Here is a 26,781-nt window from a genome sequence, read left to right as displayed (position 1 = left end):
CAACTGAGCCATCCACCCATCAAGTCCAAAGCGGGGCGATTTCTCGTCCCAAAATATGGGATCGATATTTATATATTGAGATTTCCCGTCCCTCGGGTTTATAGTCCGTCGCACTCACTGCCAAAAACAAAACAGGTGAAGCGATGCAGGCGCAATTGATCGCGCTCGATTGGGGGACGACCTCATTACGTGCTTACAAACTCGCGGCGGACGGTGTGGTGCTGGAGCAGCGTGCGCTGTCGTCCGGGATCATGCAGTTGCCCAAGACCCCGCGAATCATCCACGGTCGCGAATGCGCTGATGGTTTTGAACTGGCCTTTGACGAGGCCTGCGGTGACTGGCTCGATGCGCAGCCGGATCTGCCGGTGATCGCTTGCGGCATGGTCGGCAGTGCACAGGGCTGGCGCGAAGCGGCTTACTGCGAGACGCCGGCCGACGTCGCCCATCTCGGAAATTCCCTACAAACCGTTGTCAGTCTTCGCGGTACGCCGGTGCATATCGTCCCGGGCGTGATCCAGCGTTCGCGTCTGCCCAACGTGATGCGCGGCGAAGAAACCCAAGTCCTCGGCGTGCTGCAAAGTCTGCCGGCCGAGGCGGGTAACGATCTGTTGATCGGCCTGCCCGGCAGCCACTCGAAGTGGGTGGAAGTGGTCGACGGCCGCATCACCCATTTCGACACGTTCATGACCGGCGAAGTGTTCGCCGTGCTCAGCGAGCACAGCATCCTTGGCCGTACCCAGCAACCGAGCGCGACCTTCGATGCGCAGGCGTTCGATCGCGGCGTGCAAATCGCGCTGTCGACAGATGCCGAGCTCGGTTTGCTGTCGACCTTGTTCAGCGCCCGCACCCTCGGCCTGACCGGTGAGCTGAGCCCGACTGCCCAGGCGGATTATCTCTCCGGCCTGATGATCGGCCATGAGCTGGCCGCGCTCGCCAATGTGCAGCGGCGCCGGCGCAATCAAGCGAATCTTCCATCGATTGTGCTCATCGGCAATGCGCAATTGTGCACGCGCTATCAACGCGCGCTCGACGCCTGCGGCTTTGCTCGGGTGACGCTGGCCGAGCAGGCGACCGAACGTGGCCTGTGGCAACTGGCGCGCGCCGCCGGACTGATCGATTCCTCATCCCGTTAACCCTGACTGGAGGCCTGACATGCTCAAGCAAGCACTGGCACAAAACGGTCTGATCGCGATTCTGCGTGGCCTGCAACCGCAGGAAGCGGCGGCTGTCGGAGAAGTCCTTTATTCCGCCGGATTTCGCGTCATCGAAGTACCGCTCAATTCCCCATCGCCATACGAAAGTATCCGCATCCTGCGTGGTGCGCTGCCCGACGATTGCCTGATCGGTGCTGGCACGGTGCTCAGCCCCGAGCAGGTCGAGCAGGTCAAAGCTGCTGGCGGACAAGTTATCGTCATGCCGCACAGCGATGCCAAGGTGTTGCGCGCGGCGAAAGCGGCGGGGCTGTTCCTGTCGCCGGGTGTGGCCACGCCGACCGAAGCCTTCGCCGCACTGGCTGAGGGTGCGGACATTCTCAAGCTGTTTCCGGCCGAGCAAATGAACCCGGCGGTCGTCAAGGCCTGGCTCGCGGTGTTGCCAGCCGGCACGGTGCTGGCGCCGGTCGGCGGCATTACGCCGGACAACATGCAGGCCTTTATCGACGCCGGTGTGAAAGGTTTCGGTCTCGGTTCCGGCCTGTTCAAACCGGGCATGACGCCCGATCAGGTGGCGGTCAATGCCAAGGCCTACGTGGCTGCCTGGAAAGCCCTGCGTTGAGATTTTTTGGCGCTGTGTGCGCTGCATCTAATAAAAGCTGCATTTACCAAAGAGAGCAGAGATGAAAATCACCAAACTCACGACCTTCATCGTTCCGCCGCGCTGGTGCTTCCTCAAGGTCGAAACCGACGAGGGCGTGACCGGTTGGGGCGAGCCTGTGGTCGAAGGGCGCGCGCATACCGTAGCTGCTGCGGTGGAAGAATTGTCCGACTACCTGATCGGCAAAGACCCACGCAATATCGAAGACATCTGGACCGTGCTCTATCGCGGTGGCTTCTACCGTGGCGGCGCGATTCACATGAGCGCGCTGGCCGGTATCGATCAGGCGTTGTGGGACATCAAGGGCAAGGCCCTCGGCGTGTCGGTCAGCGATCTGCTCGGTGGCCAGGTGCGCGACAAGATTCGTGTCTATTCGTGGATCGGCGGCGACCGTCCGGCCGACACCGCGCGTGCAGCGAAAGAAGCAGTGAGCCGTGGTTTCACGGCGGTGAAAATGAACGGCACTGAAGAACTGCAGTTCCTCGACACCTTCGAGAAAGTCGACCTCGCCTTGGCCAACGTTGCCGCCGTGCGTGATGCGGTCGGGCCGAACGTCGGTATCGGCGTCGACTTCCACGGCCGCGTGCACAAGCCGATGGCCAAGGTACTGATGAAGGAGCTCGACCCGTACAAACTGATGTTCATCGAAGAACCGGTGCTCAGCGAAAACTACGAAGCGCTGAAAGAACTGGCGCCGCTGACCAGTACGCCGATTGCCCTCGGCGAGCGGCTGTTCTCGCGCTGGGACTTTAAACGGGTGTTGAGCGAAGGCTACGTCGACATTATCCAGCCGGATGCCTCTCACGCTGGCGGCATCACCGAAACCCGCAAGATCGCCAACATGGCCGAAGCCTACGACGTCGCGTTGGCGCTGCATTGCCCGCTGGGACCGATCGCCCTGGCTGCCTGTTTGCAACTCGACGCGGCTTGTTACAACGCGTTTATCCAGGAGCAGAGCCTGGGCATCCATTACAACGAGAGCAACGACTTGCTCGACTATGTGAAGGATCCGCGCGTGTTCGACTACGACCAAGGCTTCGTGAAGATTCCGAACGGCCCGGGGCTGGGCATCGAGATCAACGAGGAGTACGTGATCGAGCGTGCCGCCGTCGGCCATCGCTGGCGCAACCCGATCTGGCGTCATGCCGATGGCAGCTTTGCCGAGTGGTGAGTCTCTGACTCGCTAGCATCAGATCGTTCCCACGCTCTGCGTGGGAATGCCTCAATGGACGCTCTGCGTCCGCTGCTGGGACGCGGAGCGTCCCGGGCTGCATTCCCACGCCGAGCGTGGGAACGATCAGTTCTCCGAGGGAGAGGAGATCTGCGTCATGACCTCAACAAACATAAAAAGAGGCATCTCTCATGCAAACGCACACCCTCTCCGGGCAGGCGTCTTTAGTCACGCCTAGCCGCAAGCGATTTTTCATCATGGTGTTGCTGTTCATCACTGTGGTCATCAACTACCTCGACCGCAGCAACCTGTCGATTGCCGCGCCGGCACTGACCAGTGAGCTGGGCATCGATCCGGTTCACGTCGGTCTGATCTTCTCCGCGTTCGGCTGGACTTACGCCGCGATGCAGATTCCCGGCGGCTGGCTGGTCGATCGCGTGCCGCCGCGCATCCTTTACAGCGTCGCGCTGCTGCTGTGGTCGGTGGCCACAGTGATGCTCGGTTTCGTCAGCAGCTTCATCGCCCTGTTCGTGCTGCGCATGGCCGTCGGTGCGCTGGAAGCGCCGGCCTATCCGATCAACAGTCGCGTGGTTACGACCTGGTTTCCCGAGCGCGAACGCGCCACGGCGATCGGGTTCTACACCTCCGGGCAGTTTGTCGGTCTGGCCTTCCTGACCCCGGTGCTGGCGTGGCTGCAACATGCATTCGGCTGGCACATGGTGTTCGTCGCCACCGGCGCGGTGGGCATTCTGTGGGCGCTGATCTGGTACGCGGTGTATCGCGAGCCGCGCGATTTCAAAGGCACCAACCAGGCGGAAATCGACCTGATCCGCGAAGGCGGCGGGCTGGTGGATATCCAGGCCGAGACGGCCAAGGTCAAGGCCAGATTCAGCTGGACCGATCTGGGCATCGTCCTCAGCAAACGCAAGTTGTGGGGCATCTACCTCGGCCAGTTCTGCCTGAACTCGACGCTGTGGTTTTTCCTCACCTGGTTTCCGACCTATCTGGTGAAATATCGCGGCATGGACTTCATCAAGTCCGGCCTGCTCGCATCGCTGCCATTTCTTGCCGCGTTCGTCGGTGTGTTGTGCTCGGGATTCTTTTCCGATTTCCTGATCCGGCGCGGCTACAGCGTGGGCTTCGCGCGCAAATTGCCGATCATTGGCGGGCTGCTGATTTCGACCTCGATCATCGGCGCCAACTTTGTCGAGTCGACGCCGCTGGTGATTGCCTTCCTCGCCCTAGCATTTTTCGGCAACGGTCTGGCGTCGATCACCTGGTCACTGGTGTCGACGCTGGCACCGGCGCGGTTGCTCGGCCTGACCGGTGGCGTGTTCAACTTCATCGGCAACCTGTCGGCGATCGCTACGCCGATCGTGATCGGCTTCCTCGCCAGCGGCGATTCGTTCGCTCCGGCGATCACCTACATCGCCGTGCTCGCACTGGTCGGTGCCTTGTCCTACGTGCTGCTGGTGGGCAAGGTCGAGCGTATCGAGTTGTAGTGCTCAGTCTCGGGCGACCATAATGCCGCCCGTTCCTTCGCTCAACGGTAAAAGGCTGGATATGCAGGAAGACGCCCCGGAAAAAACCAAGGACGCCGCGCCCACCGGCACCCAGACGCTGCTGCGCGGCCTCGGTGTGGTGCAGGCAGTGGCCAGTGGCGCGCGCGATCTCAAGGAGATCGCCCGGCTGATCGGCACCACGCGCAGCACTACCCATCGTCTGGCCAGCTGTCTGGTCGACGAGCGTTATCTGCGCGTGGTGCCGCAAATCGGTTATCTGCTCGGGCCGAAACTGATCGAACTGGGCTTTCAGGCCCGCGAAGAGTTGCCGCTGGTGACGTTGGCCGGGCCGTATCTGGACGAGCTCTCGGCGCTGACCGGCGACACGGTGCATTTGGGGATCAGGGAAGGCGACGAAGTGCTGTACCTGCTGAAGAATCCAGGGCGCAACGGGCCGGAAATGCGCTCGCGGGTTGGCCATCGCATGCCGCTGGTACGCACCGGGATCGGCAAGGCCTTGATGCTCGATGATTCGCCGCAGGACTGGCGGCGGCTGTACGACATCAGCCTGCCGGCGGGTGGGAAAAGTCAGTTCTGGCCGCAGCATCCCCAGCAGTCTTGGGAACAGCTTGAGCAGCGCATGGGCGAATACGTTGCCGGTGGCTACGCGTTCGATCTGGAAGACAACGAACCGTCGATCCGCTGTGTGGCGGCGCCGATTCGTGATGCGAGCAAGGGCATAGTCGCGGCGATCAGTATCGCCAGCACTGTGCCGTACATGCCGCTGGAAAAAATGGCCGAGTTGATCCCCCTGCTCAAAGGGGTCACAACCCGGCTGTCGGCGGAGCTTGGTTTGAAGGTATAGCCCTAAGGTTTAGGCCTTCAGCGTCGCCATGTCGATGACGAAGCGGTACTTCACATCACCGGCAATCATCCGCGCATAGGCTTCATTGATATTGCGGATGTCGAGCATTTCGATGTCGCAGGTGATGTTGTGTTCGGCGCAGAAATCCAGCACTTCCTGGGTCTCGGCGATACCGCCGATCAGGGAGCCGGCCAGAACGCGGCGGCTCATCACCAGTTTGCCGGCGTGCACGGGCGGGTTCACCGGCTCGATCAGGCCGACCAGAATGTGCACGCCGTCGAAACGCAGGGTGTCGAGATACGGGTTCAAGTCGTGTTGCACCGGAATGGTATCGAGCAGGAAGTCGAAGTAGCCGGCCGCGGCCTTCATCTGCTCGGCATCGGTGGAGACGATGACGTGATCGGCGCCCTGACGGCGACCTTCTTCAGCCTTGCTCGCCGAGCGGGTGAACAGCGTGACTTCCGCGCCCATGGCCTTGGCGAACTTGATGCCCATGTGGCCGAGGCCGCCCATGCCGAGAATCCCGACCTTGTCACCGGCCTTGACGCCGTAGTGCTTGAGCGGCGAGTAAGTGGTGATGCCGGCGCAGAGAATCGGTGCGGCGCTGGCCAGTGCGAGTTTTTCGGGGATGCGCACAACGAAGTGTTCGCTGACCACGATGCTGTCGGAGTAACCGCCCATGGTGTTGCTGCCATCGACCCGGTCCGGGGTGGCGTAGGTCATGGTCGGGCCTTCGAGGCAATATTGCTCGAGGTTCGCCTGGCACGCTTCGCAGCTGCGGCAGGAATCGACCATGCAGCCTACGCCAACCAGATCGCCTATCTTGTGACGGGTGACATTCGCACCGACTGCGGTGACTTTTCCGACGATCTCATGGCCAGGCATCAGCGGATAAACGGCGATGCCCCATTCGTTGCGTGCCTGATGGATGTCGGAATGGCAGACGCCGCAGTAGAGAATTTCGATCGCCACGTCGTCGGCGCGCGGGCTGCGGCGTTCGAATTTCATCGGGGCGAGGGGAGTGGTGGCCGATTGGGCGGCATAGCCGATGGCGGTGTACATGAAGGACCTCGCAAAAACAGTGACAAGTGAGGCGGTGAATTCTGGCCGTCAGACGCGGGTGCGGCCATGACGATTTCTCCGGGTCTCATGCCTAATCCTCCGGCATGCGGGTTTCGGCGATCGCATTGGTCAGCGGATCTGCGATGATGTTTTCATCCCTTTTTCCGTGAATTTTACGAAGACCTATTCGATGCAGTTGACCCGTCATCTTGATGCCAATGCCCGGCTGGTTTCGTTGATCGAACCGCTGGCGCTGCGCGATGGCTACAGCCAGACCGGCCTGCCCGGTGTGCAGATCCTGCGCGCCAGTTGCGACGTCGCCCGTGGCCCGCACATTTACGAGCCGAGCCTGATGATCATCGCGCAGGGCAGCAAACTGGCGTTCCTCGGCCCACGAACCATGGAATACGGCGCCGGGCATTACCTGATCCAGGCGCTGCCGGTGCCGTTCGAATGTGAAACCTTTGCCTTGCCCGATGCGCCATTGCTCGGTGTGTCGGTGGCGATCGATCGTGTCCTGCTCGGCGAACTGGTGCTGGCCATGGGGCTGGCCCCGGGTCGGCATATTCCGGCGCAGACGCCGGAGTCGATGACCTCGGTGGTGCTCGACGATGGCATGCGCGGTTGTGTCGAGCGGCTGCTCAGTTGTCTGCACGATCCGCTGGAATGCCAGATTCTCGGCCCGGCACGGGTTCGCGAGTTATTGTTCGTCGCGCTGCGCGGGCCGCAAGCGGATGTGTTGCGGGCGTTGGTCGAGCAACAAGGGCAATTCGCCCGGGTGGCGGCGTCGATCAGCCATCTGCATGCGCATTACACCGAGCCGCTGAATGTCGAGACGTTGGCCGGTTGCGCGAACATGAGCGTGTCGACGTTTCATGAGCATTTCAAACGCAGCACACTGTTGTCGCCGGTCCAGTATCTGAAGCGTTTACGTTTGTTGAAGGCGCAGACGCTGCTGGTGGCGGAGGGGCTGGGTGTCGCGCAGGTGGCGCATCGGGTGGGGTATCAAAGTACGTCGCAGTTCAGTCGCGAGTACAAGCGTTACTTCGAACGCAGCCCGGGGGATGAGCGCGCTGCCTGATCCGCCGATATCCCCAGTGGGAGCGAGCCTGCTCGCGAAGGCGGTGTATCAGTCGACATCATCTTTATATGACACACCGCTTTCGCGAGCAGGCTCGCTCCCACAGTTGTTTTGTGGTGTCAGGGGAATTTTGGGCAACAAAAAGGCCCCCATTTCGGGAGCCTTGTTGTTCAGCGTTTCGACTTACATGTTCGGGTAAGTCGGGCCGCCGGCGCCTTCCGGCGCGACCCAAGTGATGTTCTGCGCAGGGTCCTTGATGTCACAGGTCTTGCAGTGCACGCAGTTCTGGGCGTTGATCTGGAAGCGCTTCTCGCCATCTTCCTTGGTGATCACTTCGTATACGCCGGCCGGGCAGTAGCGCTGCGCCGGTTCGTCGTACAACGGCAGGTTTTTGCTGATCGGGATGCTCGGATCGGTCAGCTTCAAGTGGCACGGCTGCTCTTCTTCGTGGTTGGTACCGGAGATGAACACCGAGCTGAGTTTGTCGAAACTCAGTTTGCCGTCAGGTTTCGGGTAATCGATCTTCTTGCAGTCGGCCGCGAGCTTGAGGCAGGCGTAATCCGGCTTGGTGTCGCGCAGGGTGAACGGCAGTTTGCCGCCGAAGATGTTCTGGTCCAGCCAGTTGAAACCACCGCCGATGATCGCGCCGTACTTGTGGATCGCCGGGCCGAAGTTACGGCTGGCGAAGAGTTCTTCATGCAGCCAGCTGTTCTTGAATGCGTCGACGTAAGTAGTCAGTTCGACGGTGCAATCCTGCTCGGCGAACAGCGCATCGGCTACCGATTCCGCCGCAAGCATGCCGGACTTCATCGCGGTGTGGCTGCCTTTGATCTTGGCGAAGTTCAGGGTGCCGAGGTCGCAACCGATCAGCGCGCCGCCCTTGAAGACCATTTTCGGCAGCGAGTTCAGGCCGCCCTTGGCGATGGCGCGGGCGCCGTAGCTGACGCGCTTGCCGCCTTCCAGATATTGCTTGAGCACCGGGTGATGCTTGAGGCGCTGGAATTCGTCAAACGGCGACAGGTAAGTGTTGCTGTAGGACAGGTCGACGATCAGACCGACCACCACCTGATTGTTTTCCAGGTGATAGAGGAACGAGCCGCCGGTGTTCTCGGTGCCCATGATGTCCAGCGGCCAGCCGGCGGTGTGCACCACCAGGCCTGGCTGATGCTTGGCCGGGTCGATTTCCCAGATTTCTTTCAGGCCGATGCCGTAATGCTGAACGTCGGCATCGCTGTCGAGGTTGTAGCGCTTGATCAGTTGCTTGCCGATGTGGCCACGGCAGCCTTCAGCGAACAGCGTGTATTTGCCACGCAGTTCCATGCCTGGGGTGTACAGGCCTTCTTTCGGGTTGCCTTCACGGTCGACGCCCAGATCACCGGTGATGATCCCGCGCACTACGCCGTTTTCATCGATCAGCGCTTCCTGAGCGGCGAAGCCCGGATAGATTTCCACACCCAGGTTCTCGGCCTGCTGAGCCAGCCAGCGGCACAGATTGCCCAGGGAAATGATGTAGTTGCCTTCGTTGTGCATGGTCTTGGGCACAAAGAAGTCAGGAATCTTCTGCGCACTGTCGGCGTTTTTCAGCACGAAAATGTCATCGCGCGTGACGGGCGTGTTCAGCGGCGCGCCGAGTTCTTTCCAGTCCGGGAACAGTTCGTTCAGGGCGCGGGGTTCGAACACCGCACCGGAGAGGATGTGTGCGCCGACTTCGGAGCCTTTTTCGACCACGCAGACGCTGATTTCCTTACCGGCGTCAGCGGCCTTCTGCTTCAAGCGGCAGGCGGCGGACAGACCAGCGGGGCCGGCACCGACGATGACGACGTCGAATTCCATGTATTCGCGTTCCACAGGCTATCTCCTACTCAAGGCTCAACAGTTTTTTTTTCTAATATGGAGGTTTGATCTCGCATCCGTATTGCCTTTACGTTAACGTCAAAGGGAATATTGGCGAATCCACCTTTCTCTCTAGGCGGCGCATTATATCTACACCACTCCTAGCGTCCAATACAAACGTTTGTTTGAATCGCCTCCAGCCCTGATAAATCAAAGAAGCGCGGCTTATGACAGGGCATTTTGGCGTATTGACCAGAATGGGCGTTCCGGTCAAGATACGGGCGGTTTTGCGCTCGCCGTAGGCAGACTGGCGGTTTCAAGAGCACCTCTAAAGACAGGGCACAGGCAGTAGACGGTGATGCGCAGCGCAAGTCCGGCGCGCAGTTTACACAGCGTGAGAATGAATGACCCGGCAGTCACCCCTGACGAACGGTCACCGCTCTTCGCGAAGTGAATCACCTCACATTCAAGCCGGCGTTTTTAGAGGTGCCCTTGTCGCCCGATGAGCATCATCCGCCAGGTTCGCCTAGGCGACTTTCTTTTCACCGGAGAGTAACGAGGAATCCATGAAGGTTCTTGTAGCTGTCAAACGCGTTGTGGATTACAACGTCAAGGTCCGCGTCAAGGCGGACAATTCCGGCGTCGACCTCGCCAACGTCAAGATGTCGATGAACCCGTTCTGCGAAATCGCCGTGGAAGAAGCCGTACGCCTGAAAGAGAAGGGCGTTGCGACTGAAATCGTCGTCGTCTCGATCGGCCCGACCACCGCTCAGGAGCAGCTGCGTACCGCACTGGCTCTGGGTGCCGACCGCGCCATCCTCGTCGAATCCGCTGAAGACCTGACCTCGCTGGCCGTGGCCAAGCTGCTCAAGGCCGTTGTCGACAAGGAACAGCCGCAGCTGGTGATCCTTGGCAAACAGGCGATCGACAGCGACAACAACCAGACCGGCCAGATGCTCGCGGCACTGAGCGGCTACGGTCAGGGCACCTTCGCTTCGAAAGTCGAAGTCTCCGGCGACAGCGTTGCCGTGACTCGCGAAATCGACGGCGGCGCGCAGACCGTTTCGCTGAAACTGCCGGCCATCGTCACCACCGACCTGCGTTTGAACGAGCCGCGCTATGCGTCCCTGCCAAACATCATGAAAGCCAAGAAGAAGCCTCTCGAAGTGCTGACTCCGGACGCTTTGGGCGTTTCCACCGCCTCCACCAACAAGACCCTGAAAGTCGAAGCGCCGGCTGCACGCAGCGCAGGCATCAAGGTCAAGTCGGTGGCTGAACTGGTTGAAAAACTCAAGAACGAAGCGAAGGTAATCTAAATGACTATCTTGGTTATTGCTGAACACGACAACAAAGTGCTGGCCCCGGCCACACTGAACACCGTGGCCGCTGCTGCCAAAATCAGCGGCGACATCCACGTTCTGGTAGCAGGTCAGGGCGCAGGTCCGGTGGCCGAAGCCGCAGCGAAAATCGCTGGCGTGAGCAAAGTCCTGAATGCTGACAACGCCGCTTACGCGCATCAGCTGCCGGAAAACGTTGCTCCGCTGGTTGCAGAGTTGGGCAAGAATTACAGCCACATTCTGGCTGCCGCCACTTCCAACGGCAAAAACATCCTGCCGCGCGTTGCTGCTGCGCTGGACGTTGACCAGATCTCCGAGATCATCTCGGTCGAAAGCGCTGACACATTCAAGCGCCCGATCTACGCCGGTAACGCCATCGCTACCGTGCAATCGACTGCTGCGATCAAAGTGATCACCGTGCGTGCCACCGGTTTCGATCCGGTTGCTGCTGAAGGTGGTTCGGCTGCCGTTGAAGCTGTTGGCGCTGCCCACGACGCCGGTACTTCGAGCTTCGTCAGCGAAGAGCTGGCCAAGTCCGACCGTCCTGAGCTGACCGCTGCCAAGATCGTCGTTTCCGGCGGTCGCGGCATGCAGAACGGTGACAACTTCAAACACCTGTACGCGCTGGCCGATAAGCTCGGCGCTGCTGTTGGCGCTTCGCGCGCTGCGGTTGACGCAGGTTTCGTACCGAACGACATGCAGGTCGGTCAGACCGGCAAGATCGTTGCGCCACAGCTGTACATTGCCGTCGGTATCTCCGGCGCGATCCAGCATCTGGCCGGTATGAAAGACTCCAAGGTGATCGTTGCGATCAACAAGGACGAAGAAGCGCCGATCTTCCAGGTGGCCGATTACGGTCTCGTGGCGGATCTGTTCGAAGCAGTACCTGAGCTGGAGAAGCTGGTCTAATCCGGCGTCTTCACTTATAAAGAGCCCGGCCTGTTGGTCGGGCTTTTTTTTGTCTCGAATTTCAAGCGGGAGCGTTTTGCCATGGATCTGCGCTGCGGATGGTTGTTGGGATGGGTGCTGTTGCCAGGTCTGGCCACGGCCGCTGGTAAGTGCGAGCGCCTGGTTGTCACCGGCAGCCCGGATGCGCCGCCCTATCTGTGGCAGGACCCGCAAAATCCCAAACGCCTGATCGGCGCTAGCGCCGATGTGCTGCAGCAAGTGGCCAAGGATCTGGGCATCAAAGTTGACCTGCTCTACGCCGGCAAACGCTCGCAGGCCCTCGATGAAGTGCGCAGCGGGCGCATGGACATGCTGGCCGACGCGCCGTTGACCGTGAATGAGCTGGAAAACCTCGACTACATCCATCCGCCACTGCTGGAAAACGACTATCTGGTGTGGACGCGCAAAGGCTCGACGCTGACCTATGCCGAGGCCGGCGACCTGAAAGGCCATGCCGGCGCGGTGTCGGAAAAGTCTCGGATGACCCAGGCATTCGGCACTTTCGCCGAACAGAATCTGACCCTGACCCGCACAGCAAACCTTACCGAGGCATTACAGAAACTGCTGTTGGGCGAGGTGGAATATGTCCTCGCCGGACGTTACTCAGGCCTGGCCGCCGCGCAGACATTGGGCATGACCAGCGATCTGTTAGCGTTCGAACAACCCATCGACCGGCCGGGTCTGTTCCTCGCGGTTTCGCATAACTCGGCCTGCAACGATCCGTGGTTGCGCGGACAGCTCGCCAAAAAGATGACAGAATTGCCCGCGTCCGGACTGACGGAAGCCGCGCTGCAACGCAACATCGAGCGCTGGAAGGCGCAACAGCAACAGTCGCCACAACCTGTCAGTGCCCCAAAACAGTAGGGATTCTTAGTGAGTATTCGACCTCTTTTCGCGGCTGTGGCCGTTCTGGCCCTGGCCGGGTGCGCATCCGATCCGGCACCCAGTGAACAAATGCGTTTGACCGAACAAGCCATCATGCAGGCCAAGGCAGTCGGCGCCACCGCTGACGAAGTGCCGGAAATGCAACTGGCCGAAACAAAATACAACCGCGCCAAAGGCAGCATGGCCGACGAGTCCTATCGCAACGCGCGCATGCGTGCCGAGCAGGCCGAACTGGATGCACGTCTGGCCGAGGCCAAGGTGCTGACGAAAAAAAGTGAAGAACAGCTGAATGTGCTCAATACCCGCATTGTCCGCCTGCGCAAGCAGCTGCAACTGGGGGAAGCGCAATGAGCCTCAAGTCCAATGCTCTCGGCATCCTGCTTCTTGCCGGTTGCGCCAGCCTGTACGGCTGCGCTGGCCAGCACAGCGAGGCGGCGCTGCAACAGGCCGGCGCTGATTTCCAGAAGGTCAAGGAAGATTCCAACGTCCTGCGCATTGCGCCGAAAGACGTGATCCGCGCCGGCGAATCCCTGGCCCGTGCCGATCGGCTGTCGACCTATTGGGGCAGCGGTGCCGACGTGGTGCATTACGCCTACCTGAGCCAGCGCTACAGCGAAATCGCCCGCGAGCACACCAACCAGGCGCTCAACGAGGAACGCGCAGCCAAGCTCGAGCTTGAGCGTCAGCGTCTGCAACTGGCTCTGCGCGAGTCGAAGCTGCTCAGTGTGCAGCAGCAGGGCAAGTGGCTGGAGGAACAGATCGAGGCGCTGGCCACCACACAGACCGATCGGGGGCTGGTCATGACCCTCGGCGACGTGTTGTTCGACACCGGCCAGGCGGAACTGAAAAACTCGGCCAACCGCGTCGTGCTGAAGATCGTCCAGTTCCTGCAACTCAACCCCAAGCGCGTGGTGCGCATCGAGGGCTACACCGACAGCACCGGTGGCAAACAGGAAAACCTCAAACTGTCCCGCGATCGTGCGCAGTCGGTAGCTGACGTGCTGGTCGATCTGGGCATCGATGAAAAACGCATTCAGGTCGAAGGTTATGGCGACCAGTTCCCGGTCGATGCCAACGCCTCCGAGCGTGGCCGGGCGCAGAACCGCCGCGTAGAGATCGTGTTCTCTGACGAAAAAGGCCAGCTCGGCGCCGCCCGCTAAGGGCTGCGTCTCTGGAAAGCCCGGACTGTCATGCAGTGCCGGGCTTTTTTATGTCTGTCGATTGCTGCGCAAAACCGTACAGATGGGGCAGACACCCCACTGTACGGTCGAGTAATCTGGCAACTGTCCCAGTACACTTCTAAACTGTTCCGGTATTGTTTCAGACAAGAATAAAACGCCCGTGAAATCGAGTGCTGCGTCATGACCAATCTCTTGCTCTACCAACGTATTGCTCAGCAACTGGCCGAAGACATCCGCCGTGGTGTCTATCAACCGGGGGAGCGCGTGCCTTCGGTGCGCAAGATGAGTTCGCAGCTCAACGTCAGTCATGCGACGGTGTTGCAGGCTTACGCCAACCTTGAAGATCAGGGCCTGATCCGCGCCCGACCGCAGTCGGGTTACTACGTGCACCAGACCCCAGCGCTGACCGCGCCGACGCCGGATATTGCCCGGGTCGAACGGCCGGGGCTGGTGACGCGCAGCAGCATCATCCAGCAGGTATTGGTCGAGTCGCGGCGCGAAGGCGTGTTTCCGCTGGGCGCTGCGGTGCCGAGTGTCGATTATCTGCCGGTGCGCGCGCTGCATCAGCAGCTGGCCAAGGTCACCCGGTTTCACAGCCCACGGGCGTTCAGCTACATGTTCAGCCCCGGCTTCGAACCGCTGCGCCGGCAGGTCGCGATCCGTATGCGTGACGCTGGCGTGGTGGTCGATCCGTCGGAAGTGGTGATCACCCACGGCTGTGTCGACGCCTTGCAGATGTCGTTGCGCGTGCTGACCCGGCCGGGGGATCTGATCGCTGCCGAATCACCGACCTATTACGGCCTGCTGCAACTGGCCGATCTGCTTGGCCTGAAGGTCATCGAAATCCCCAGCGACCCCGCCACCGGCATGAGCCTGGAAGCCTTGCAACTGGCCGCCAACCAGTGGTCGATCAAGGCGTTGGTGCTGACCACGCGCCTGAGCAATCCCCTCGGCGGGACCATGCCGGAAGAGCGGCAGAAACAGTTGTTGCGTCTGGCCTCGGATTTCGACATTCAGATTGTCGAAGACGATATCTACGGCGAACTGATGTTCGAGCAGGGCCGTACCAAGGCGCTGAAGGCTTACGACAGGCTGGATCGGGTGATCTACTGCTCGAGCTTCTCCAAAACCTTGTCGCCAGGTGTGCGTATCGGCTGGATGATCGCCGGCAAATACCAACAGGAAATCCAGCGCCTGCAAACCTTCAGCACCCATTCGGCGTGCAGCGTCACGCAGATGGCGATTGCCGCCTATCTGGAAAACGGCGGTTATGACCGGCATTTACGCTACATCCGTCAGGAGTACCGGAAAAACCTCAGCGCGTTCCAGCTGGCGGTGCAGCAGCACTTCCCTGAGGGCACGCAGATGTCCCGGCCCACGGGCGGTTTCATCCTCTGGGTGAGCTTGCCGGGGCGGGTCAACACTCAGGAATTGCATGTCCGCGCGCTGCAACAAGGCATCAGCATCGCACCGGGGCTGATCTTCAGTAATACCGAGCAGTTCAACCACTGTATCCGCCTCAACTGCGGCATTCCGTGGAACCGCGAGGCGGAGCGGGCGCTGATGACGCTGGGTCTGTTGGCCACCCAACTGTGTCAGGAAACCGCTGGCGGATTCTGAACGGGGAGGGCGCTGAGGCTTGTCATGTGACGCACAACAAGCGAGCATGTGGCCCTCTGCCGTTAGTTCGTTGGGTCCATGAAAGCCATTGTTCCTGCCGCGTGGGTATTGCTGGGTTTGTTGATGATCGGTCAGGCACCGGGTGTCATGGCGGCCGCAGCCCAGGAAAAACCGGCAGCGACCAGTACGACGAAGAAAGCCGTCAAAACCGTGGCTCCGGCAAAAAAAGCCCAGGCCAAAACAAACGCCACGGTGAAGAAGCGCCGCCCGGTTGCCTCGAAGTCGAAATCCGCGAGCGAAGTGGCCAAGACCAAATTGCCGCCGGCAAAACTCGATCTCAGCCTGCCCAAGGATATGGTTGAAGACCTGAAGCCACAGGGCACCGTAGAACTGCCCAAACGCGAGGCGATCCTGCCGCAGATGTTTGGCGAAAAAGATAACGGCTTCCAGCTCAACGGCCGCTTGCTCAGCAATGAAATGGAGTTGCAATTGCGCAACGAAGCGCGACGCGATGTGGAAGGCGCGGCGCTGGATTTCGAATTCAAGCAATAGATGCAGCCCTATGCAACGCGCAGACCAGACGCTTCGTCGGAGACTGCCCGGTCACTTTTACTTATCGTTGAAAAGCCGCTTGCAGCAATTTGAAACAGCTGTTTTAGCGGTTACTCTGTTCCCCGTCTCTTTACACATCGCCCGTCGCGAGGATCTGTTCGTCATGAAATGCCGTGAAGGCTGTGGCGCTTGCTGCATTGCCCCCTCCATCAGTTCGCCGATCCCCGGCATGCCCGATGGCAAACCCGCCGGCGAACGTTGCGTGCAACTGTCGGTCGATAACCTGTGCAGCATTTTCGGCCGTCCGGAACGTCCGGCTGTCTGCTCGGGTTTCGCTGCGGATGTCGAGGTTTGCGGCAGCAGTTCAGAAGAAGCGATCAGATTGATCGGCTGGTGGGAGCAGATGACGGCGGCATGATGTGTTCACGAACGGAACTTCAACAATAAGGAATAACACTATGGGTTCGCTGCACCGTATCGCTGTGTTGTGTGGTCTGACTGCCGTACTTGCCACTTCGGTCGCCCACGCGGAAGACTGGAAAGTGGCCAAGAACGAAGACGGCATCAAGGTTTCCCTGAGCGAAATACCCGGTTCGGATTACAAGTCCTACCAAGGCGTCGCGCTGATGAAAACCACGGTTGCCAAACTGCGTGCCTTGCAGGAAGACGTCTCCGGCGCCTGCGCGTGGATTCACGAATGCAAGAGCCAGAAACTGCTCAAGCACGAAGGCGATCTGAGCTGGACCTATTCGCAATTCAATACGCCATGGCCGGTGACCCCGCGTGATTCGGTGTTGAAAATCACCACTGTTGAGGGCGCCGATGGCAGCCTGACCCGCAATCTTGAAGGTGTACCGACCTATCTGCCGGAAGAAAAAGGCTTCGTGCGGGTCCAGCAAGTCAAAGGCTTCTGGAAGTTCGTGCCTAAAGGCGATCAGGTTGAAGTGACTTATCAGGTGCACACCGAACCGGGCGGTAGCGTGCCGGCCATGGTCGCCAACAAGTTTGTGGTCGATGCGCCATTCAATACCCTGAAAGCGCTGAAAGAACGCGCCGAGAAATAATCAATTGGCTGTAAGCAAAACGCCCCGAACCATTCGGGGCGTTTTGTTTTGTCTCTAAATTGTATTTCCAGATATGCGTTGCACGAAATTTTCACAAAGTCTCCAAGACAATTCGCCCGCACTTGTTGCCTGCCATTGCGTTGCCAGCCCTTCGAATGAAAGTCTCGAAGGGCAGGGCAGTAATCAATGGCAATGGTGTGAACGATCGTGCAACATTTGCGCACCGCGCACGCCCCGGGGTCTGGACTGACCAATAGAGGGCCTGGCGCCGCTGTATTTTTGCAACTTCAACTTCCAATGGGTCCTAAAACGACATGGCAAACCCGGACGCCCTGAGTCAGCAGCGATCTTCTGCTCGTCTGCTGCAACCGACCGTCAAATCGCATCTGGCCTACACGCTGCTGTGCGCGCTGGTCATGATGGTGATGTTTTCCGCGCTGCGCCTCGCGCTGCTGGTCTACAACCGCGAGATGATCCTCGACACCCCGGCCGCGACCTTCCTTGAAGCGTTCGTCAACGGCCTGCGTTTCGACCTGCGCCTGGTGGTCTACCTGTGCATTCCGCTGGTGCTGGCGCTGTTCAGTGCCCGGGCCATGGCCGCGCGCGGTTTCTTCCGTCTGTGGCTGACCGTCGCCTCGAGCATCGCGCTGTTTCTCGGCCTGATGGAAATGGACTTCTACCGCGAGTTTCACCAGCGCCTCAATGGTCTGGTCTTCCAGTACGTGAAAGAAGACCCGAAAACCGTAATGAGCATGCTCTGGTACGGTTTCCCGGTGGTGCGCTACGTGCTGGCGTGGGTGATCGGCACGGTCATTCTGACCCTGGCATTCAAAGGCGCCGACCGCGCCACCCGCCCGCGCGGACCGTTCAGCGGCGGCAGCGTCAGCTCCCGTCAGGTTGCGCCGTGGTACACCCGCCTGGCGGTGTTCGTGGTCTGCCTGCTGATCTGCGTGGTCGCCGCTCGCGGCACCTTGCGTCAAGGCCCGCCGATGCGTTGGGGTGACGTCTACACCACCGATTCCAACTTCGCCAACCAGCTCGGCCTCAATGGCACGCTGTCGCTGGTCGCCGCAGCCAAGGCGCGCATGGGCGAAGACCGCGACAACATCTGGAAAGCCACGCTGCCCCAGGAACAGGCGCAGCAAGTGGTGCGCGACATGCTGCTGATGCCGGACGACAAACTGGTCGATGCCGACATCGCCGCTGTTCGCCGTGATTACATGCCGCCGGCCGACAAGACCCTGCCGATCAAGAACGTCGTGGTGATCCTGATGGAAAGCATGGCCGGTCACTCGGTCGGTGCTTTGGGCGCGCCAGGCAATATCACCCCGTACCTGGACAAGCTGTCGAAGGAAGGTCTGCTGTTCGACCGCTTCTTCTCCAACGGCACCCACACCCACCAGGGCATGTTCGCGACCATGGCCTGCTTCCCCAACCTGCCAGGTTTCGAGTACCTGATGCAGACCCCGGAAGGCAGCCACAAACTGTCCGGCCTGCCGCAGCTGCTCAGCGCCCGCGACTATGACGACGTCTACGTTTATAACGGCGACTTCGCCTGGGATAACCAGTCGGGCTTCTTCAGCAACCAGGGCATGACCAACTTCGTTGGCCGCAATGACTTCGTCAATCCGGTGTTCTCCGATCCGACCTGGGGCGTGTCCGACCAGGACATGTTCGATCGTGGCCTGCAAGAACTGAAGGCGCGGGAAAACGGCAAGCCGTTCTACGCGCTGCTGCAAACCCTGTCCAACCACACGCCGTACGCCTTGCCGACGCCATTGCCGGTCGAGCGCGTGACTGACCGGGGCAGCCTCAACGAACACCTGACCGCGATGCGCTACTCCGATTGGGCGCTCGGCCAGTTCTTCGAGAAGGCGCGCAAAGAGAAGTACTTCAACGAAACCCTGTTCGTCATCGTCGGCGACCACGGCTTCGGCAACGAGCGCCAGATCACCGAAATGGACCTGGGTCGCTTCAACGTGCCGATGCTGATGATTGCCCCGGGCATTCAGCAGAAGTTCGGTACCCGCGACCACACCGTGGGCACGCAGATCGACATCGTGCCGACCATCATGGGCCGTCTCGGTGGCGAAGTGCGTCACCAGTGCTGGGGCCGTGACCTGCTCAACCTGCCGCAGGGCGATACCGGTTTCGGTGTGATCAAGCCATCGGGCAGCGAACAGACCACCGCCATCGTCACCGCCGACCAGATTCTGGTGCTGCCACGTGACAAGGACATGGGCCCGAAAATCTGGCAATACCAGCTCGGCGCCAACCCGCACGCCGAAGTTGTGCCGGACGCGCCGCGCACTGCCGAACTCAAACTCAAACTTGAGGCGTTCCTGCAAACCGCGACCAAGAGCCTGCTCGATAACACCGCCGGTGTTATTCATGGCAAGCCGGACTGATCACTTCTTAAAGTCCACGCAATAAAAAAGAGGCCCTTGAACAAGGGCCTCTTTTTTTACCGCTTCAAATCGTCATATCTTGCCGAGTAACAACAGCACCAGCAGCACGACCAACACCACGCCGATAATGCCCGACGGGCCATAACCCCAACTTCTTGAGTGCGGGAAGACCGGCAGACCACCGATCAGCAACAGGATCAGGATGATGATTAGAATTGTGCCCATGGGTGATTTCCTTGTTCAGAGTCTGGAAGAGTCTTGATGCTCAGTGGGCAGCTGGAGAGCAACTAAATTCCAGCCGGCTTACATGTTCCGACTTGCGCCGATGAAAAAAAATTCAATGTTTTTTTAATGTATTTGGATTGCTCGGTTATTTCCTTTCCAGCAAAAAGATCGCAGCCTCGTTGCACTCGTCAGCTCCTAAATGAGACCAACCGGAAAACAATGACGGCTGGAATCTTTTGATCCTCCATTCAGCAACTGGATGGAGCGTGGGTGAACGAACTTCCTTCGCTACACTCGGCGCATCTCTCCCGGAACAACAAGGCTGTCCGCTATGCAAAATCGCATGATGATCACTGGTGCAGGCTCAGGCCTGGGTCGCGAAATCGCCCTGCGCTGGGCCCGTGAAGGCTGGCGGCTGGCCTTGTCCGATGTCAGTGAGCCCGGCCTGCAGGAAACCCTGAAGCTGGTGCGCGAGGCGGGCGGTGACGGTTTCATCCAGCGCTGCGACGTGCGCGATTACAGCCAGCTCACCGCATTCGCCCAGGCCTGCGAAGAGAAGCTCGGCGGCATCGACATCATCGTCAACAATGCCGGCGTCGCCTCGGGCGGGTTTTTCAGCGAATTGTCGCTGGAAGACTGGGACTGGCAGATCGCGATCAACCTTATGGGCGTGGTCAAGGGCTGCAAGGCGTTCCTGCCGCTGCTGGAAGAGAGCAAGGGCAAGATCATCAACATCGCCTCCATGGCCGCGTTGATGCAAGGCCCGGCAATGAGTAACTACAACGTGGCCAAGGCCGGCGTAGTGGCGTTGTCGGAAAGTCTGCTGATCGAACTCGCGCAGCAGGAAGTGGCGGTGCATGTGGTTTGCCCGTCGTTCTTCCAGACCAACTTGCTCGATTCTTTCCGTGGCCCGACCCCGGCCATGAAAGCCCAGGTCGGCAAGTTGCTGGAAAGTTCGCCGATCAGCGCAGCCGACATCGCTGACTACATCTATCAGCAAGTCGCCGCCGGCGAATTCTTGATTCTGCCCCACGAACAAGGGCGCATGGCCTGGGCAATCAAGCAAAAGAATCCGCAACTGCTCTACAACGAAATGACTTCCATGGCCGAGAAAATGCGCGCCAAGGCCAAACAAAACAACGCTTGATCTTGTTCGATTCCCGCCGCGTCGTTAGGGTGGCCGCCACGGTCACCCTGTCGAGACGCCTCCATGCTCAATTACTTGTGGTTCTTCCTTGCGGCGCTGTTTGAAATCGCCGGCTGTTTTGCCTTCTACATGTGGCTGCGCCAGGGCAAGAGTGCGTTGTGGGTGATTCCCGCATTGCTCAGCCTGACCCTGTTCGCGCTATTGCTGACCCGTGTTGAAGCGGCCTACGCCGGGCGCGCCTATGCCGCGTATGGCGGGATCTACATCGTTGCTTCGATTGGCTGGCTGGCGGTGGTCGAGCGGGTGCGTCCGTTGGGCTCGGACTGGATCGGCATGGCGCTGTGCGTGGTCGGTGCCAGCATCATTCTGTTCGGGCCGCGCTTTTCCGCCGCCTGAGGCTTTTGTGCGAAGCGTCTGACAGCTCTGGGCGTGGGCGCCTGTAGGGCAAGACTGATTTGCTCGTCGTGGATTGTGAAGACGCTGTAAGCCGCGCATCTTCAGGGTTTGCCAGTCCTGAAGGATGAATCCCATGCTTGTACTCAGCCGTGTGGTCGGTGAGTTGATTTCAATTGGAGACGACATCACCCTGCGTGTTCTGTCGGTCAACGGCTCCAGCGTGCGCTTCGGCGTCGAGGCGCCGAAAAAGGTCCATGTACACCGCGCCGAGGTCTATGACCGGATCAAGCGCAAGGAGGCCGCAGCGAAGGCTGGCTGACGGCTTCAGTCGAACAGATGCTTGGGTACGTCGTGCTTGAGCATCAGCTGGCACTGTTCGCTTTCCGGGTCGAACACGATCAGGGCCTGGCCTTTGGTCAATGCCTGGCGCACGCGCAGGACGCGGGTTTCCAGCGGAGTGTCATCGCCGTTGTCGGTACCGTCGCGGGTGACGAAATCCTCGATCAGGCGGGTGAGGGTGTCGACTTCAAGCGCGTCGTGGGGGATGAGCATGGGCACCTCGGTCAAATCAATGTCGGGATGCTACGGGGAATGGGTTTCGTCTGCCAGTTCTGTATCGGTCTTGCCGGCCCATTCGCGAGCAGGCTCGCTCCCACCTTTGAATTGCGATCCCTGTGGGAGCGAGCCTGCTCGCGAAGGCGATTATCTGTTCACCGAAGGCTCAACTGTCAGAACGCTGCCCCACCAGACTGTCCACCGGCGGCACGCGGGTTTCGCTTTCCATCTGCGTGTCATGCTCGATCTGATGGCTGAAGCGATCCAGTGAAGCATTGGCTGGCGCCGCATCGCTGGCAAAGACCGGCGGACTCAGAATGTAAGCGCCAAGCAGTCGGCTGAGCGCCGCCAGGCTGTCGATGTGCGTACGCTCGTAGCCGTGGGTGGCATCGCAGCCGAAGGCGAGCAGGGCGGTGCGAATGTCGTGACCGGCGGTGACGGCCGAGTGCGCATCGCTGAAGTAATAGCGGAACATGTCGCGGCGCACCGGCAATTCGTGTTCATCGGCCAGACGCAACAGATGCCGCGACAGGTGATAGTCATACGGCCCGCCGGAATCCTGCATAGCCACGCTCACCGCGTGTTCGCTGGAGTGCTGGCCGGGGGCGACCGGTGCGATGTCGATGCCGACAAATTCGCTGACGTCCCACGGCAATGCCGCCGCTGCGCCGCTGCCGGTTTCCTCGGTGATGGTGAACAGTGGATGGCAATCGATGTTCAATTCCTGGCCACTGTCGACAATCGCCTTGAGCGCAGCGAGCAATGCGGCAACACCGGCCTTGTCGTCGAGATGGCGCGCGCTGATATGGCCGCTTTCGGTGAACTCCGGCAGCGGATCGAAGGCCACCACGTCGCCGACATGAATGCCCAGCGATTCGCAATCGGCTTTGGTCGTGCAGTAGGCATCCAGACGCAGTTCGACATGGTCCCAGCTGATCGGCATTTCATCGACCTGGGTGTTGAAGGCGTGCCCGGACGCCATCAGCGGCAACACGCTGCCGCGAATCACGCCGGTGTCAGTAAACAGGCTGACCCGGCTGCCCTCGGCAAAACGGCTCGACCAGCAACCGACCGGGGCGAGGGTCAGGCGACCGTTGTCTTTCACCGCACGCACAGCAGCGCCGATGGTGTCCAGGTGCGCAGACACCGCGCGGTCAGGGCTGCTCTTTTTGCCCTTCAACGTCGCGCGGATGGTGCCGCGCCGGGTCATTTCAAACGGAATGCCCAGCTCTTCGAGACGCTCGGCGACATAGCGCACGATGGTGTCGGTGAAACCGGTAGGGCTGGGAATCGCGAGCATTTCCAGCAGGACTTTTTGCAGGTAAGCCAGATCCGGTTCAGGGATTTGTGTGGTCATGGTCATGGAAACTCCTGATGGGTTGAGCACACCGATGGTTTCGATGAGAGAAAGATTTGTGGCGCCTGATCGGTCCTCATCGCTGGCAAGCCAGCTCCCACAGTGTTGTGTATACCGCGGGAACTGTTGGAGCTGGCTTGCCAGCGATGGCGTCAGTGCAGCCGCCGGGTAATCAAGAGATCGCCGGCTGACTATGCGGAAACAACAGATCGACAAAGCGTTCCGCCGTCGGCTGCGGTTCATGGTTGGCCAGGCCGGCGCGTTCGTTGGCTTCGATGAACACGTACTCCGGCTGATCCGCCGCCGGCACCATCAGATCGAGCCCGACCATCGGAATGTCCAGCGCCCGCGCCGCGCGCACGGCCGCGTCGACCAGCGTCGGATGAAGAATGTCGGTCACGTCTTCCAGCGTACCGCCGGTGTGCAGATTGGCCGTGCGCCGCACGAACAGATGCTCGCCGGCCGGCAGGATGCTGCTGTAGTCGTAACCGGCCGCATGCAGCGTGCGTTGGGTTTCGTGATCCAGCGGGATCTTGCTTTCGCCACTGGTGGCGGCTTGCCGGCGGCGGCTCTGCGCTTCGATCAGCGCACCGATCGAATGCTGACCATCGCCAACCACTTCCGCCGGACGGCGAATCGCCGCCGCAACCACTTCAAAGCCGATCACCACGATGCGCAGATCAAGGCCTTCGTGGAAGCTTTCCAGCAGCACGCGACTGTCAAACTGCTTGGCGGTTTCGATGGCCTTCTGCACTTCTTCGATGGTGCGCAGATCCACCGCGACGCCGTGGCCCTGTTCGCCATCGAGAGGCTTGACCACCACCCGTTGGTACTCATCGAGGAAGGCCAGGTTGTCGTCGGCGTTGCCCGCCAGTTGCTGCGCGGGCAGTTTCAGACCTGCGCCTTTCAGCACCTTGTGGGTCAGGCTTTTGTCCTGGCACAAGGTCATGCTGATCGCACTGGTCAGGTCGCTCAGCGACTCGCGGCAACGCACGCGACGGCCGCCGTGGCTGAGGGTGAACAGCCCGGCGTCGGCGTCATCCACTTGCACGTCGATACCGCGCCGATGGGCTTCTTCGACGATGATCCGCGCGTAAGGATTGAAATTCGCCTCCGGGCCCGGGCCGAGAAACAGCGGCTGGTTGATGCCGTTCTTGCGCTTGATGGCGAACGTCGGCAGGTTGCGGAAACCCAGTTTGGCGTAAAGGTTTTTCGCCTGACGATTGTCGTGCAGCACCGACAGATCCAGATAAGCCAGGCCGCGACTCATGAAGTGCTCGACCAGATGCCGCACCAGCACTTCGCCGACGCCGGGGCGCGAGCAATGCGGGTCGACCGCCAGGCACCACAGGCTGCTGCCGTGTTCCGGGTCGTTGAAGGCTTTTTCATGATTGAGACCCATGACACTGCCGATCACCGCGCCGCTGTCCTCGTCTTCCGCCAGCCAGTACACCGGGCCGCCCTGATGATGCGGGGTGAGCAACTCCTGATCGATCGGCAACATGCCGCGCGCCTGGTACAAACGGTTGATACCCTGCCAGTCGGTTTCGCTCTGCGCGCGACGGATGCGGAAGCCGCGAAACACCCGCGTGGCCTGTCGGTAATCGCTGAACCACAAACGCAGGGTGTCGGACGGATCGAGAAACAGCTGCGTCGGCTCGAGGCCCAGAATCTGCTGCGGTGCGGCGACATACAGGGCGATATCGCGCTCGCCGGGCTGCTCGTTGAGCAGCTCCTGCGCCAGCGATGCCGGATCCGGGAACGTGTGACCGATCAACAGCCGGCCCCAGCCACAGTGCACGGCAATCGGGGCGCTGGCAGGCTCGCTGCCGTCTTCGGCCAGGCGCGCCTGCAAACGTTCATACGAGGGGGCCTGACCACGCAACAGGCGTTGGTTGATGGACGTGGCATGGGGTTTCATCAATCAGATTCCTTGTTCACTGAGCCACAGGTTCAGGGCCGCCAGTTGCCACAGTTTCGAACCGCGCAACGGGGTCAGTTGGCCTTGCGGATCAGTCAAAAGCTTGTCGAGCATGGTCGGGTTGAACAGGCCGCGATCCTGGCTCGGATCCAGCAGCAGTTCGCGCACCCAGTTGAGCGTGTCGCCCTGCAAGTGCTTGAGACCCGGCACCGGGAAATAGCCTTTCTTGCGATCGATCACTTCGCTTGGAATGACCCGACGCGCTGCTTCTTTCAGCACTTGCTTGCCGCCATCGGGCAGCTTGAATTGACCTGGTACACGAGCCGATAGCTCGACCAGTCGATAGTCGAGGAACGGCGTGCGCGCTTCCAGGCCCCAGGCCATGGTCATGTTATCGACGCGTTTGACCGGGTCATCGACCAGCATCACCGTGCTGTCCAGGCGCAGCGCCTTGTCCACGGCAGCATCGGCGCCGGGCTGGGCAAAGTGCTGTTTGACGAAATCGCCGGCCGCATCGTGGTCGACCAGCCATTTCGGCTGCACAGTCGCTGCGTAGTCGTCGTAGCTGCGATCGAAGAACGCATCGCGGTAGGCCGCGTATGGGTCCGCCGCGCCGTCGACTTGCGGGTACCAGTGGTAACCGGCAAACAGTTCGTCTGCGCCTTGGCCGCTCTGCACCACTTTGCAGTGCTTGGCCACTTCACGGGACAACAGATAGAAAGCGATGCAGTCGTGGCTGACCATCGGTTCGCTCATTGCGCGGAAGGCGGCGGGCAGTTGCTCGATGATTTCTTTCTCGTCGATGCGCAACTGATGGTGGCGCGTGCCGTAGTGCTTGGCGATCAGGTCGGAATACTGGAATTCGTCGCCGCGCTCGCCGCCGGCATCCTGGAAACCAATGGAGAAGGTCGACAGATTCTCTACACCGACTTCGCGCAACAGGCCGACGAGCATGCTCGAATCGACACCGCCGGAAAGCAACACCCCGACATCCACTGCCGCACGCTGACGAATCGCCACCGCTTCGCGGGTGCTGTCGAGGACGCGATCGACCCAGTCTTCCAGATTGAGGTTTTTCTCGTCTTCATTCGGGCCGTAGGGCAGGGTCCACCAGGTTTTCTGCTCGGTGCGGCCATCGGCTTCAACGCGCATCCAGGTGGCGGGCGGCAGTTTTTCGATACCGGCCAGCAAGGTGCGCGGCGCAGGCACCACGGCATGGAAATTCAGATAGTGATTGAGCGCCACCGGATCGAGGATCGGGTTGATGTCGCCGCCCTTGAGCAGCGCCGGCAGTGCTGAGGCAAAACGCAAGCGTTGGCCAGTGCGCGACAGGTACAACGGCTTTACGCCGAGACGGTCACGAGCGATGAACAGGCGCTGGGCATCACGCTCCCAGATAGCGAAAGCAAACATGCCATTGAGCTTCGGCAGCAGCGCCTCGCCCCAGGCGTGATAGCCTTTGAGCAGCACTTCGGTGTCGCCACCGGAATAGAAGGCATAACCCAGCGCTTCAAGCTCTGCGCGCAATTCCGGGAAGTTGTAGATCGCACCGTTGAACGCCAGGGACAGGCCCAGTTGGCTGTCGATCATCGGCTGCGCCGAGCCGTCCGACAGGTCCATGATTTTCAGGCGTCGATGGCCCAGGGCAATCGGCCCCTGGGCATGGAAGCCCCACGCGTCAGGGCCGCGAGGGGCCAGGTGATGGGTGATTCTCTCGATCGCTGCAAGGTCTGCAGGTTGTTGATCAAAACGTAACTCGCCAGCTAATCCGCACATAAAGTCCTTACCGGTTTTTCCGTTGGGGAAGGTCAAGCCGTACCGCGCGAAAAGTGCGGGTACTCAGAAACTGACCTGTCTCG

The 26,781-nt window shown here is 60.3% G+C and carries 26 protein-coding genes; 19 read left to right on the top strand and 7 right to left on the bottom strand.

Annotation, left to right across the window (positions count from 1 at the left end):
- The first annotated feature begins 143 nt into the window (after positions 1 to 143).
- The 5 genes from BXA01_RS07970 (at position 144) to BXA01_RS07945 (ending at position 5,350) form a co-directional block, all read left to right on the top strand.
- On the top strand, positions 144 to 1,133 hold the full coding sequence (locus tag BXA01_RS07970; protein ID WP_076563788.1) for a 2-dehydro-3-deoxygalactonokinase: 990 nt from the start codon (positions 144 to 146) through the stop codon (positions 1,131 to 1,133).
- Between the two features lie 19 nt (positions 1,134 to 1,152).
- Entirely contained in the window at positions 1,153 to 1,773 is a 621-nt protein-coding gene (locus tag BXA01_RS07965) for a 2-dehydro-3-deoxy-6-phosphogalactonate aldolase (RefSeq protein WP_076563787.1), read from the top strand.
- Between the two features lie 61 nt (positions 1,774 to 1,834).
- Positions 1,835 to 2,983, top strand: a complete 1,149-nt coding sequence (gene dgoD, locus BXA01_RS07960; protein ID WP_016770960.1) for a galactonate dehydratase — start codon at positions 1,835 to 1,837, stop codon at positions 2,981 to 2,983.
- 191 nt (positions 2,984 to 3,174) lie between these two features.
- Positions 3,175 to 4,485, top strand: coding sequence for an MFS transporter (locus tag BXA01_RS07950; RefSeq protein ID WP_076563785.1), 1,311 nt, complete (start codon positions 3,175 to 3,177; stop codon positions 4,483 to 4,485).
- A gap of 61 nt (positions 4,486 to 4,546) precedes the next feature.
- Complete coding sequence (locus tag BXA01_RS07945; protein WP_016770958.1) at positions 4,547 to 5,350, top strand: IclR family transcriptional regulator; 804 nt, start codon at positions 4,547 to 4,549, stop codon at positions 5,348 to 5,350.
- Positions 5,351 to 5,359: 9 nt separating this feature from the next.
- Here the strand turns inward: BXA01_RS07945 and BXA01_RS07940 are convergent, their stop codons facing one another.
- Positions 5,360 to 6,412 (bottom strand): NAD(P)-dependent alcohol dehydrogenase, encoded by a 1,053-nt coding sequence (locus tag BXA01_RS07940; protein ID WP_041479403.1) that lies wholly within the window; start codon positions 6,410 to 6,412, stop codon positions 5,360 to 5,362.
- 190 nt (positions 6,413 to 6,602) lie between these two features.
- On the opposite strand from BXA01_RS07940, the gene BXA01_RS07935 reads away from it, so the two are divergent.
- On the top strand, positions 6,603 to 7,493 hold the full coding sequence (locus tag BXA01_RS07935) for an AraC family transcriptional regulator (protein ID WP_016770956.1): 891 nt from the start codon (positions 6,603 to 6,605) through the stop codon (positions 7,491 to 7,493).
- Positions 7,494 to 7,676: 183 nt separating this feature from the next.
- Here BXA01_RS07935 and BXA01_RS07930 read toward each other — a convergent pair whose 3' ends face one another.
- Positions 7,677 to 9,341, bottom strand: coding sequence for an electron transfer flavoprotein-ubiquinone oxidoreductase (locus BXA01_RS07930; RefSeq protein ID WP_016770955.1), 1,665 nt, complete (start codon positions 9,339 to 9,341; stop codon positions 7,677 to 7,679).
- Positions 9,342 to 9,892: 551 nt separating this feature from the next.
- Between BXA01_RS07930 and BXA01_RS07925 the strand changes: the two genes are divergently transcribed.
- From BXA01_RS07925 to BXA01_RS07880, 10 genes are all read left to right on the top strand, one after another.
- Positions 9,893 to 10,642, top strand: a complete 750-nt coding sequence (locus BXA01_RS07925; protein WP_007908338.1) for an electron transfer flavoprotein subunit beta/FixA family protein — start codon at positions 9,893 to 9,895, stop codon at positions 10,640 to 10,642.
- Positions 10,643 to 11,572: an electron transfer flavoprotein subunit alpha/FixB family protein gene (locus tag BXA01_RS07920; protein ID WP_076563784.1), complete on the top strand. Its 930-nt coding sequence runs from the start codon at positions 10,643 to 10,645 to the stop codon at positions 11,570 to 11,572. It abuts the gene before it with no gap.
- A gap of 81 nt (positions 11,573 to 11,653) precedes the next feature.
- A complete protein-coding gene (locus tag BXA01_RS07915; RefSeq protein ID WP_076563783.1) occupies positions 11,654 to 12,475 on the top strand; it encodes a substrate-binding periplasmic protein in 822 nt (273 codons plus the stop codon).
- A 9-nt stretch (positions 12,476 to 12,484) separates the two neighbouring features.
- The gene (locus tag BXA01_RS07910; protein ID WP_076563782.1) at positions 12,485 to 12,847 is read left to right on the top strand and encodes a DUF4398 domain-containing protein; all 363 of its coding nucleotides are present in this window, start codon (positions 12,485 to 12,487) and stop codon (positions 12,845 to 12,847) included.
- Positions 12,844 to 13,656, top strand: coding sequence for an OmpA family protein (locus BXA01_RS07905; RefSeq protein ID WP_056788304.1), 813 nt, complete (start codon positions 12,844 to 12,846; stop codon positions 13,654 to 13,656). The genes BXA01_RS07910 and BXA01_RS07905 overlap by 4 nt, the downstream gene beginning before the upstream one ends.
- A gap of 201 nt (positions 13,657 to 13,857) precedes the next feature.
- Positions 13,858 to 15,297 carry an aminotransferase-like domain-containing protein gene (locus BXA01_RS07900; RefSeq protein WP_024013893.1) on the top strand — a complete coding sequence of 480 codons (1,440 nt, stop codon included), beginning with the start codon at positions 13,858 to 13,860 and terminating at the stop codon, positions 15,295 to 15,297.
- Between the two features lie 78 nt (positions 15,298 to 15,375).
- Positions 15,376 to 15,849: a translation initiation factor 2 gene (locus BXA01_RS07895; RefSeq protein WP_076563781.1), complete on the top strand. Its 474-nt coding sequence runs from the start codon at positions 15,376 to 15,378 to the stop codon at positions 15,847 to 15,849.
- Between the two features lie 163 nt (positions 15,850 to 16,012).
- Positions 16,013 to 16,267, top strand: a complete 255-nt coding sequence (locus BXA01_RS07890; protein WP_016770949.1) for a YkgJ family cysteine cluster protein — start codon at positions 16,013 to 16,015, stop codon at positions 16,265 to 16,267.
- A 40-nt stretch (positions 16,268 to 16,307) separates the two neighbouring features.
- Positions 16,308 to 16,913, top strand: coding sequence for an START domain-containing protein (locus BXA01_RS07885; RefSeq protein WP_056788309.1), 606 nt, complete (start codon positions 16,308 to 16,310; stop codon positions 16,911 to 16,913).
- Positions 16,914 to 17,227: 314 nt separating this feature from the next.
- Entirely contained in the window at positions 17,228 to 19,321 is a 2,094-nt protein-coding gene (locus BXA01_RS07880; RefSeq protein ID WP_041478246.1) for an LTA synthase family protein, read from the top strand.
- Between the two features lie 72 nt (positions 19,322 to 19,393).
- On the opposite strand, the gene BXA01_RS07875 is transcribed toward BXA01_RS07880, so the two are convergent.
- Positions 19,394 to 19,546 (bottom strand): DUF3309 family protein, encoded by a 153-nt coding sequence (locus tag BXA01_RS07875; RefSeq protein WP_003183939.1) that lies wholly within the window; start codon positions 19,544 to 19,546, stop codon positions 19,394 to 19,396.
- 331 nt (positions 19,547 to 19,877) lie between these two features.
- On the opposite strand from BXA01_RS07875, the gene BXA01_RS07870 reads away from it, so the two are divergent.
- The 3 genes from BXA01_RS07870 (at position 19,878) to csrA (ending at position 21,408) form a co-directional block, all read left to right on the top strand.
- The gene (locus BXA01_RS07870) at positions 19,878 to 20,693 is read left to right on the top strand and encodes an SDR family oxidoreductase (protein ID WP_076563780.1); all 816 of its coding nucleotides are present in this window, start codon (positions 19,878 to 19,880) and stop codon (positions 20,691 to 20,693) included.
- A gap of 63 nt (positions 20,694 to 20,756) precedes the next feature.
- Positions 20,757 to 21,089 carry a YnfA family protein gene (locus BXA01_RS07865; protein WP_016770946.1) on the top strand — a complete coding sequence of 111 codons (333 nt, stop codon included), beginning with the start codon at positions 20,757 to 20,759 and terminating at the stop codon, positions 21,087 to 21,089.
- A 133-nt stretch (positions 21,090 to 21,222) separates the two neighbouring features.
- Positions 21,223 to 21,408, top strand: a complete 186-nt coding sequence (gene csrA, locus BXA01_RS07860; RefSeq protein WP_024013891.1) for a carbon storage regulator CsrA — start codon at positions 21,223 to 21,225, stop codon at positions 21,406 to 21,408.
- A 5-nt stretch (positions 21,409 to 21,413) separates the two neighbouring features.
- Here the strand turns inward: csrA and BXA01_RS07855 are convergent, their stop codons facing one another.
- The 4 genes from BXA01_RS07855 to BXA01_RS07840 form a co-directional block, all read right to left on the bottom strand.
- On the bottom strand, positions 21,414 to 21,641 hold the full coding sequence (locus BXA01_RS07855; RefSeq protein ID WP_003172962.1) for a YheU family protein: 228 nt from the start codon (positions 21,639 to 21,641) through the stop codon (positions 21,414 to 21,416).
- 169 nt (positions 21,642 to 21,810) lie between these two features.
- Entirely contained in the window at positions 21,811 to 23,001 is a 1,191-nt protein-coding gene (locus tag BXA01_RS07850) for an osmoprotectant NAGGN system M42 family peptidase (RefSeq protein WP_024013890.1), read from the bottom strand.
- A 172-nt stretch (positions 23,002 to 23,173) separates the two neighbouring features.
- Positions 23,174 to 24,922 (bottom strand): N-acetylglutaminylglutamine synthetase, encoded by a 1,749-nt coding sequence (gene ngg / locus BXA01_RS07845; protein ID WP_076563779.1) that lies wholly within the window; start codon positions 24,920 to 24,922, stop codon positions 23,174 to 23,176.
- A gap of 3 nt (positions 24,923 to 24,925) precedes the next feature.
- A complete protein-coding gene (locus tag BXA01_RS07840; RefSeq protein ID WP_076563778.1) occupies positions 24,926 to 26,698 on the bottom strand; it encodes an N-acetylglutaminylglutamine amidotransferase in 1,773 nt (590 codons plus the stop codon).
- Positions 26,699 to 26,781 lie beyond the last annotated feature (83 nt).

Origin of the sequence: Pseudomonas sp. B10, assembly GCF_900156235.1 — a bacterium.
GTDB lineage: Bacteria > Pseudomonadota > Gammaproteobacteria > Pseudomonadales > Pseudomonadaceae > Aquipseudomonas > Aquipseudomonas siliginis.
Note: the sequence above shows the minus strand (reverse complement) of the source record. Positions and strands in the feature narration are given on the sequence as shown.

What these genes read in the sequence shown, in the direction of transcription:
- BXA01_RS07970 (WP_076563788.1), top strand. Translation starts at nt 144, where the DNA reads ATGCAGGCGCAATTGATCGCGCTCGATTGGGGGACGACCTCATTACGT.
- BXA01_RS07965 (WP_076563787.1), top strand. Translation starts at nt 1,153, where the DNA reads ATGCTCAAGCAAGCACTGGCACAAAACGGTCTGATCGCGATTCTGCGT.
- dgoD (WP_016770960.1), top strand. Translation starts at nt 1,835, where the DNA reads ATGAAAATCACCAAACTCACGACCTTCATCGTTCCGCCGCGCTGGTGC.
- BXA01_RS07950 (WP_076563785.1), top strand. Translation starts at nt 3,175, where the DNA reads ATGCAAACGCACACCCTCTCCGGGCAGGCGTCTTTAGTCACGCCTAGC.
- BXA01_RS07945 (WP_016770958.1), top strand. Translation starts at nt 4,547, where the DNA reads ATGCAGGAAGACGCCCCGGAAAAAACCAAGGACGCCGCGCCCACCGGC.
- BXA01_RS07940 (WP_041479403.1), bottom strand. Translation starts at nt 6,412, where the DNA reads ATGTACACCGCCATCGGCTATGCCGCCCAATCGGCCACCACTCCCCTC.
- BXA01_RS07935 (WP_016770956.1), top strand. Translation starts at nt 6,603, where the DNA reads ATGCAGTTGACCCGTCATCTTGATGCCAATGCCCGGCTGGTTTCGTTG.
- BXA01_RS07925 (WP_007908338.1), top strand. Translation starts at nt 9,893, where the DNA reads ATGAAGGTTCTTGTAGCTGTCAAACGCGTTGTGGATTACAACGTCAAG.
- BXA01_RS07920 (WP_076563784.1), top strand. Translation starts at nt 10,643, where the DNA reads ATGACTATCTTGGTTATTGCTGAACACGACAACAAAGTGCTGGCCCCG.
- BXA01_RS07915 (WP_076563783.1), top strand. Translation starts at nt 11,654, where the DNA reads ATGGATCTGCGCTGCGGATGGTTGTTGGGATGGGTGCTGTTGCCAGGT.
- BXA01_RS07905 (WP_056788304.1), top strand. Translation starts at nt 12,844, where the DNA reads ATGAGCCTCAAGTCCAATGCTCTCGGCATCCTGCTTCTTGCCGGTTGC.
- BXA01_RS07900 (WP_024013893.1), top strand. Translation starts at nt 13,858, where the DNA reads ATGACCAATCTCTTGCTCTACCAACGTATTGCTCAGCAACTGGCCGAA.
- BXA01_RS07895 (WP_076563781.1), top strand. Translation starts at nt 15,376, where the DNA reads ATGAAAGCCATTGTTCCTGCCGCGTGGGTATTGCTGGGTTTGTTGATG.
- BXA01_RS07890 (WP_016770949.1), top strand. Translation starts at nt 16,013, where the DNA reads ATGAAATGCCGTGAAGGCTGTGGCGCTTGCTGCATTGCCCCCTCCATC.
- BXA01_RS07885 (WP_056788309.1), top strand. Translation starts at nt 16,308, where the DNA reads ATGGGTTCGCTGCACCGTATCGCTGTGTTGTGTGGTCTGACTGCCGTA.
- BXA01_RS07880 (WP_041478246.1), top strand. Translation starts at nt 17,228, where the DNA reads ATGGCAAACCCGGACGCCCTGAGTCAGCAGCGATCTTCTGCTCGTCTG.
- BXA01_RS07875 (WP_003183939.1), bottom strand. Translation starts at nt 19,546, where the DNA reads ATGGGCACAATTCTAATCATCATCCTGATCCTGTTGCTGATCGGTGGT.
- BXA01_RS07870 (WP_076563780.1), top strand. Translation starts at nt 19,878, where the DNA reads ATGCAAAATCGCATGATGATCACTGGTGCAGGCTCAGGCCTGGGTCGC.
- BXA01_RS07865 (WP_016770946.1), top strand. Translation starts at nt 20,757, where the DNA reads ATGCTCAATTACTTGTGGTTCTTCCTTGCGGCGCTGTTTGAAATCGCC.
- csrA (WP_024013891.1), top strand. Translation starts at nt 21,223, where the DNA reads ATGCTTGTACTCAGCCGTGTGGTCGGTGAGTTGATTTCAATTGGAGAC.
- BXA01_RS07855 (WP_003172962.1), bottom strand. Translation starts at nt 21,641, where the DNA reads ATGCTCATCCCCCACGACGCGCTTGAAGTCGACACCCTCACCCGCCTG.
- BXA01_RS07850 (WP_024013890.1), bottom strand. Translation starts at nt 23,001, where the DNA reads ATGACCACACAAATCCCTGAACCGGATCTGGCTTACCTGCAAAAAGTC.
- ngg (WP_076563779.1), bottom strand. Translation starts at nt 24,922, where the DNA reads ATGAAACCCCATGCCACGTCCATCAACCAACGCCTGTTGCGTGGTCAG.
- BXA01_RS07840 (WP_076563778.1), bottom strand. Translation starts at nt 26,698, where the DNA reads ATGTGCGGATTAGCTGGCGAGTTACGTTTTGATCAACAACCTGCAGAC.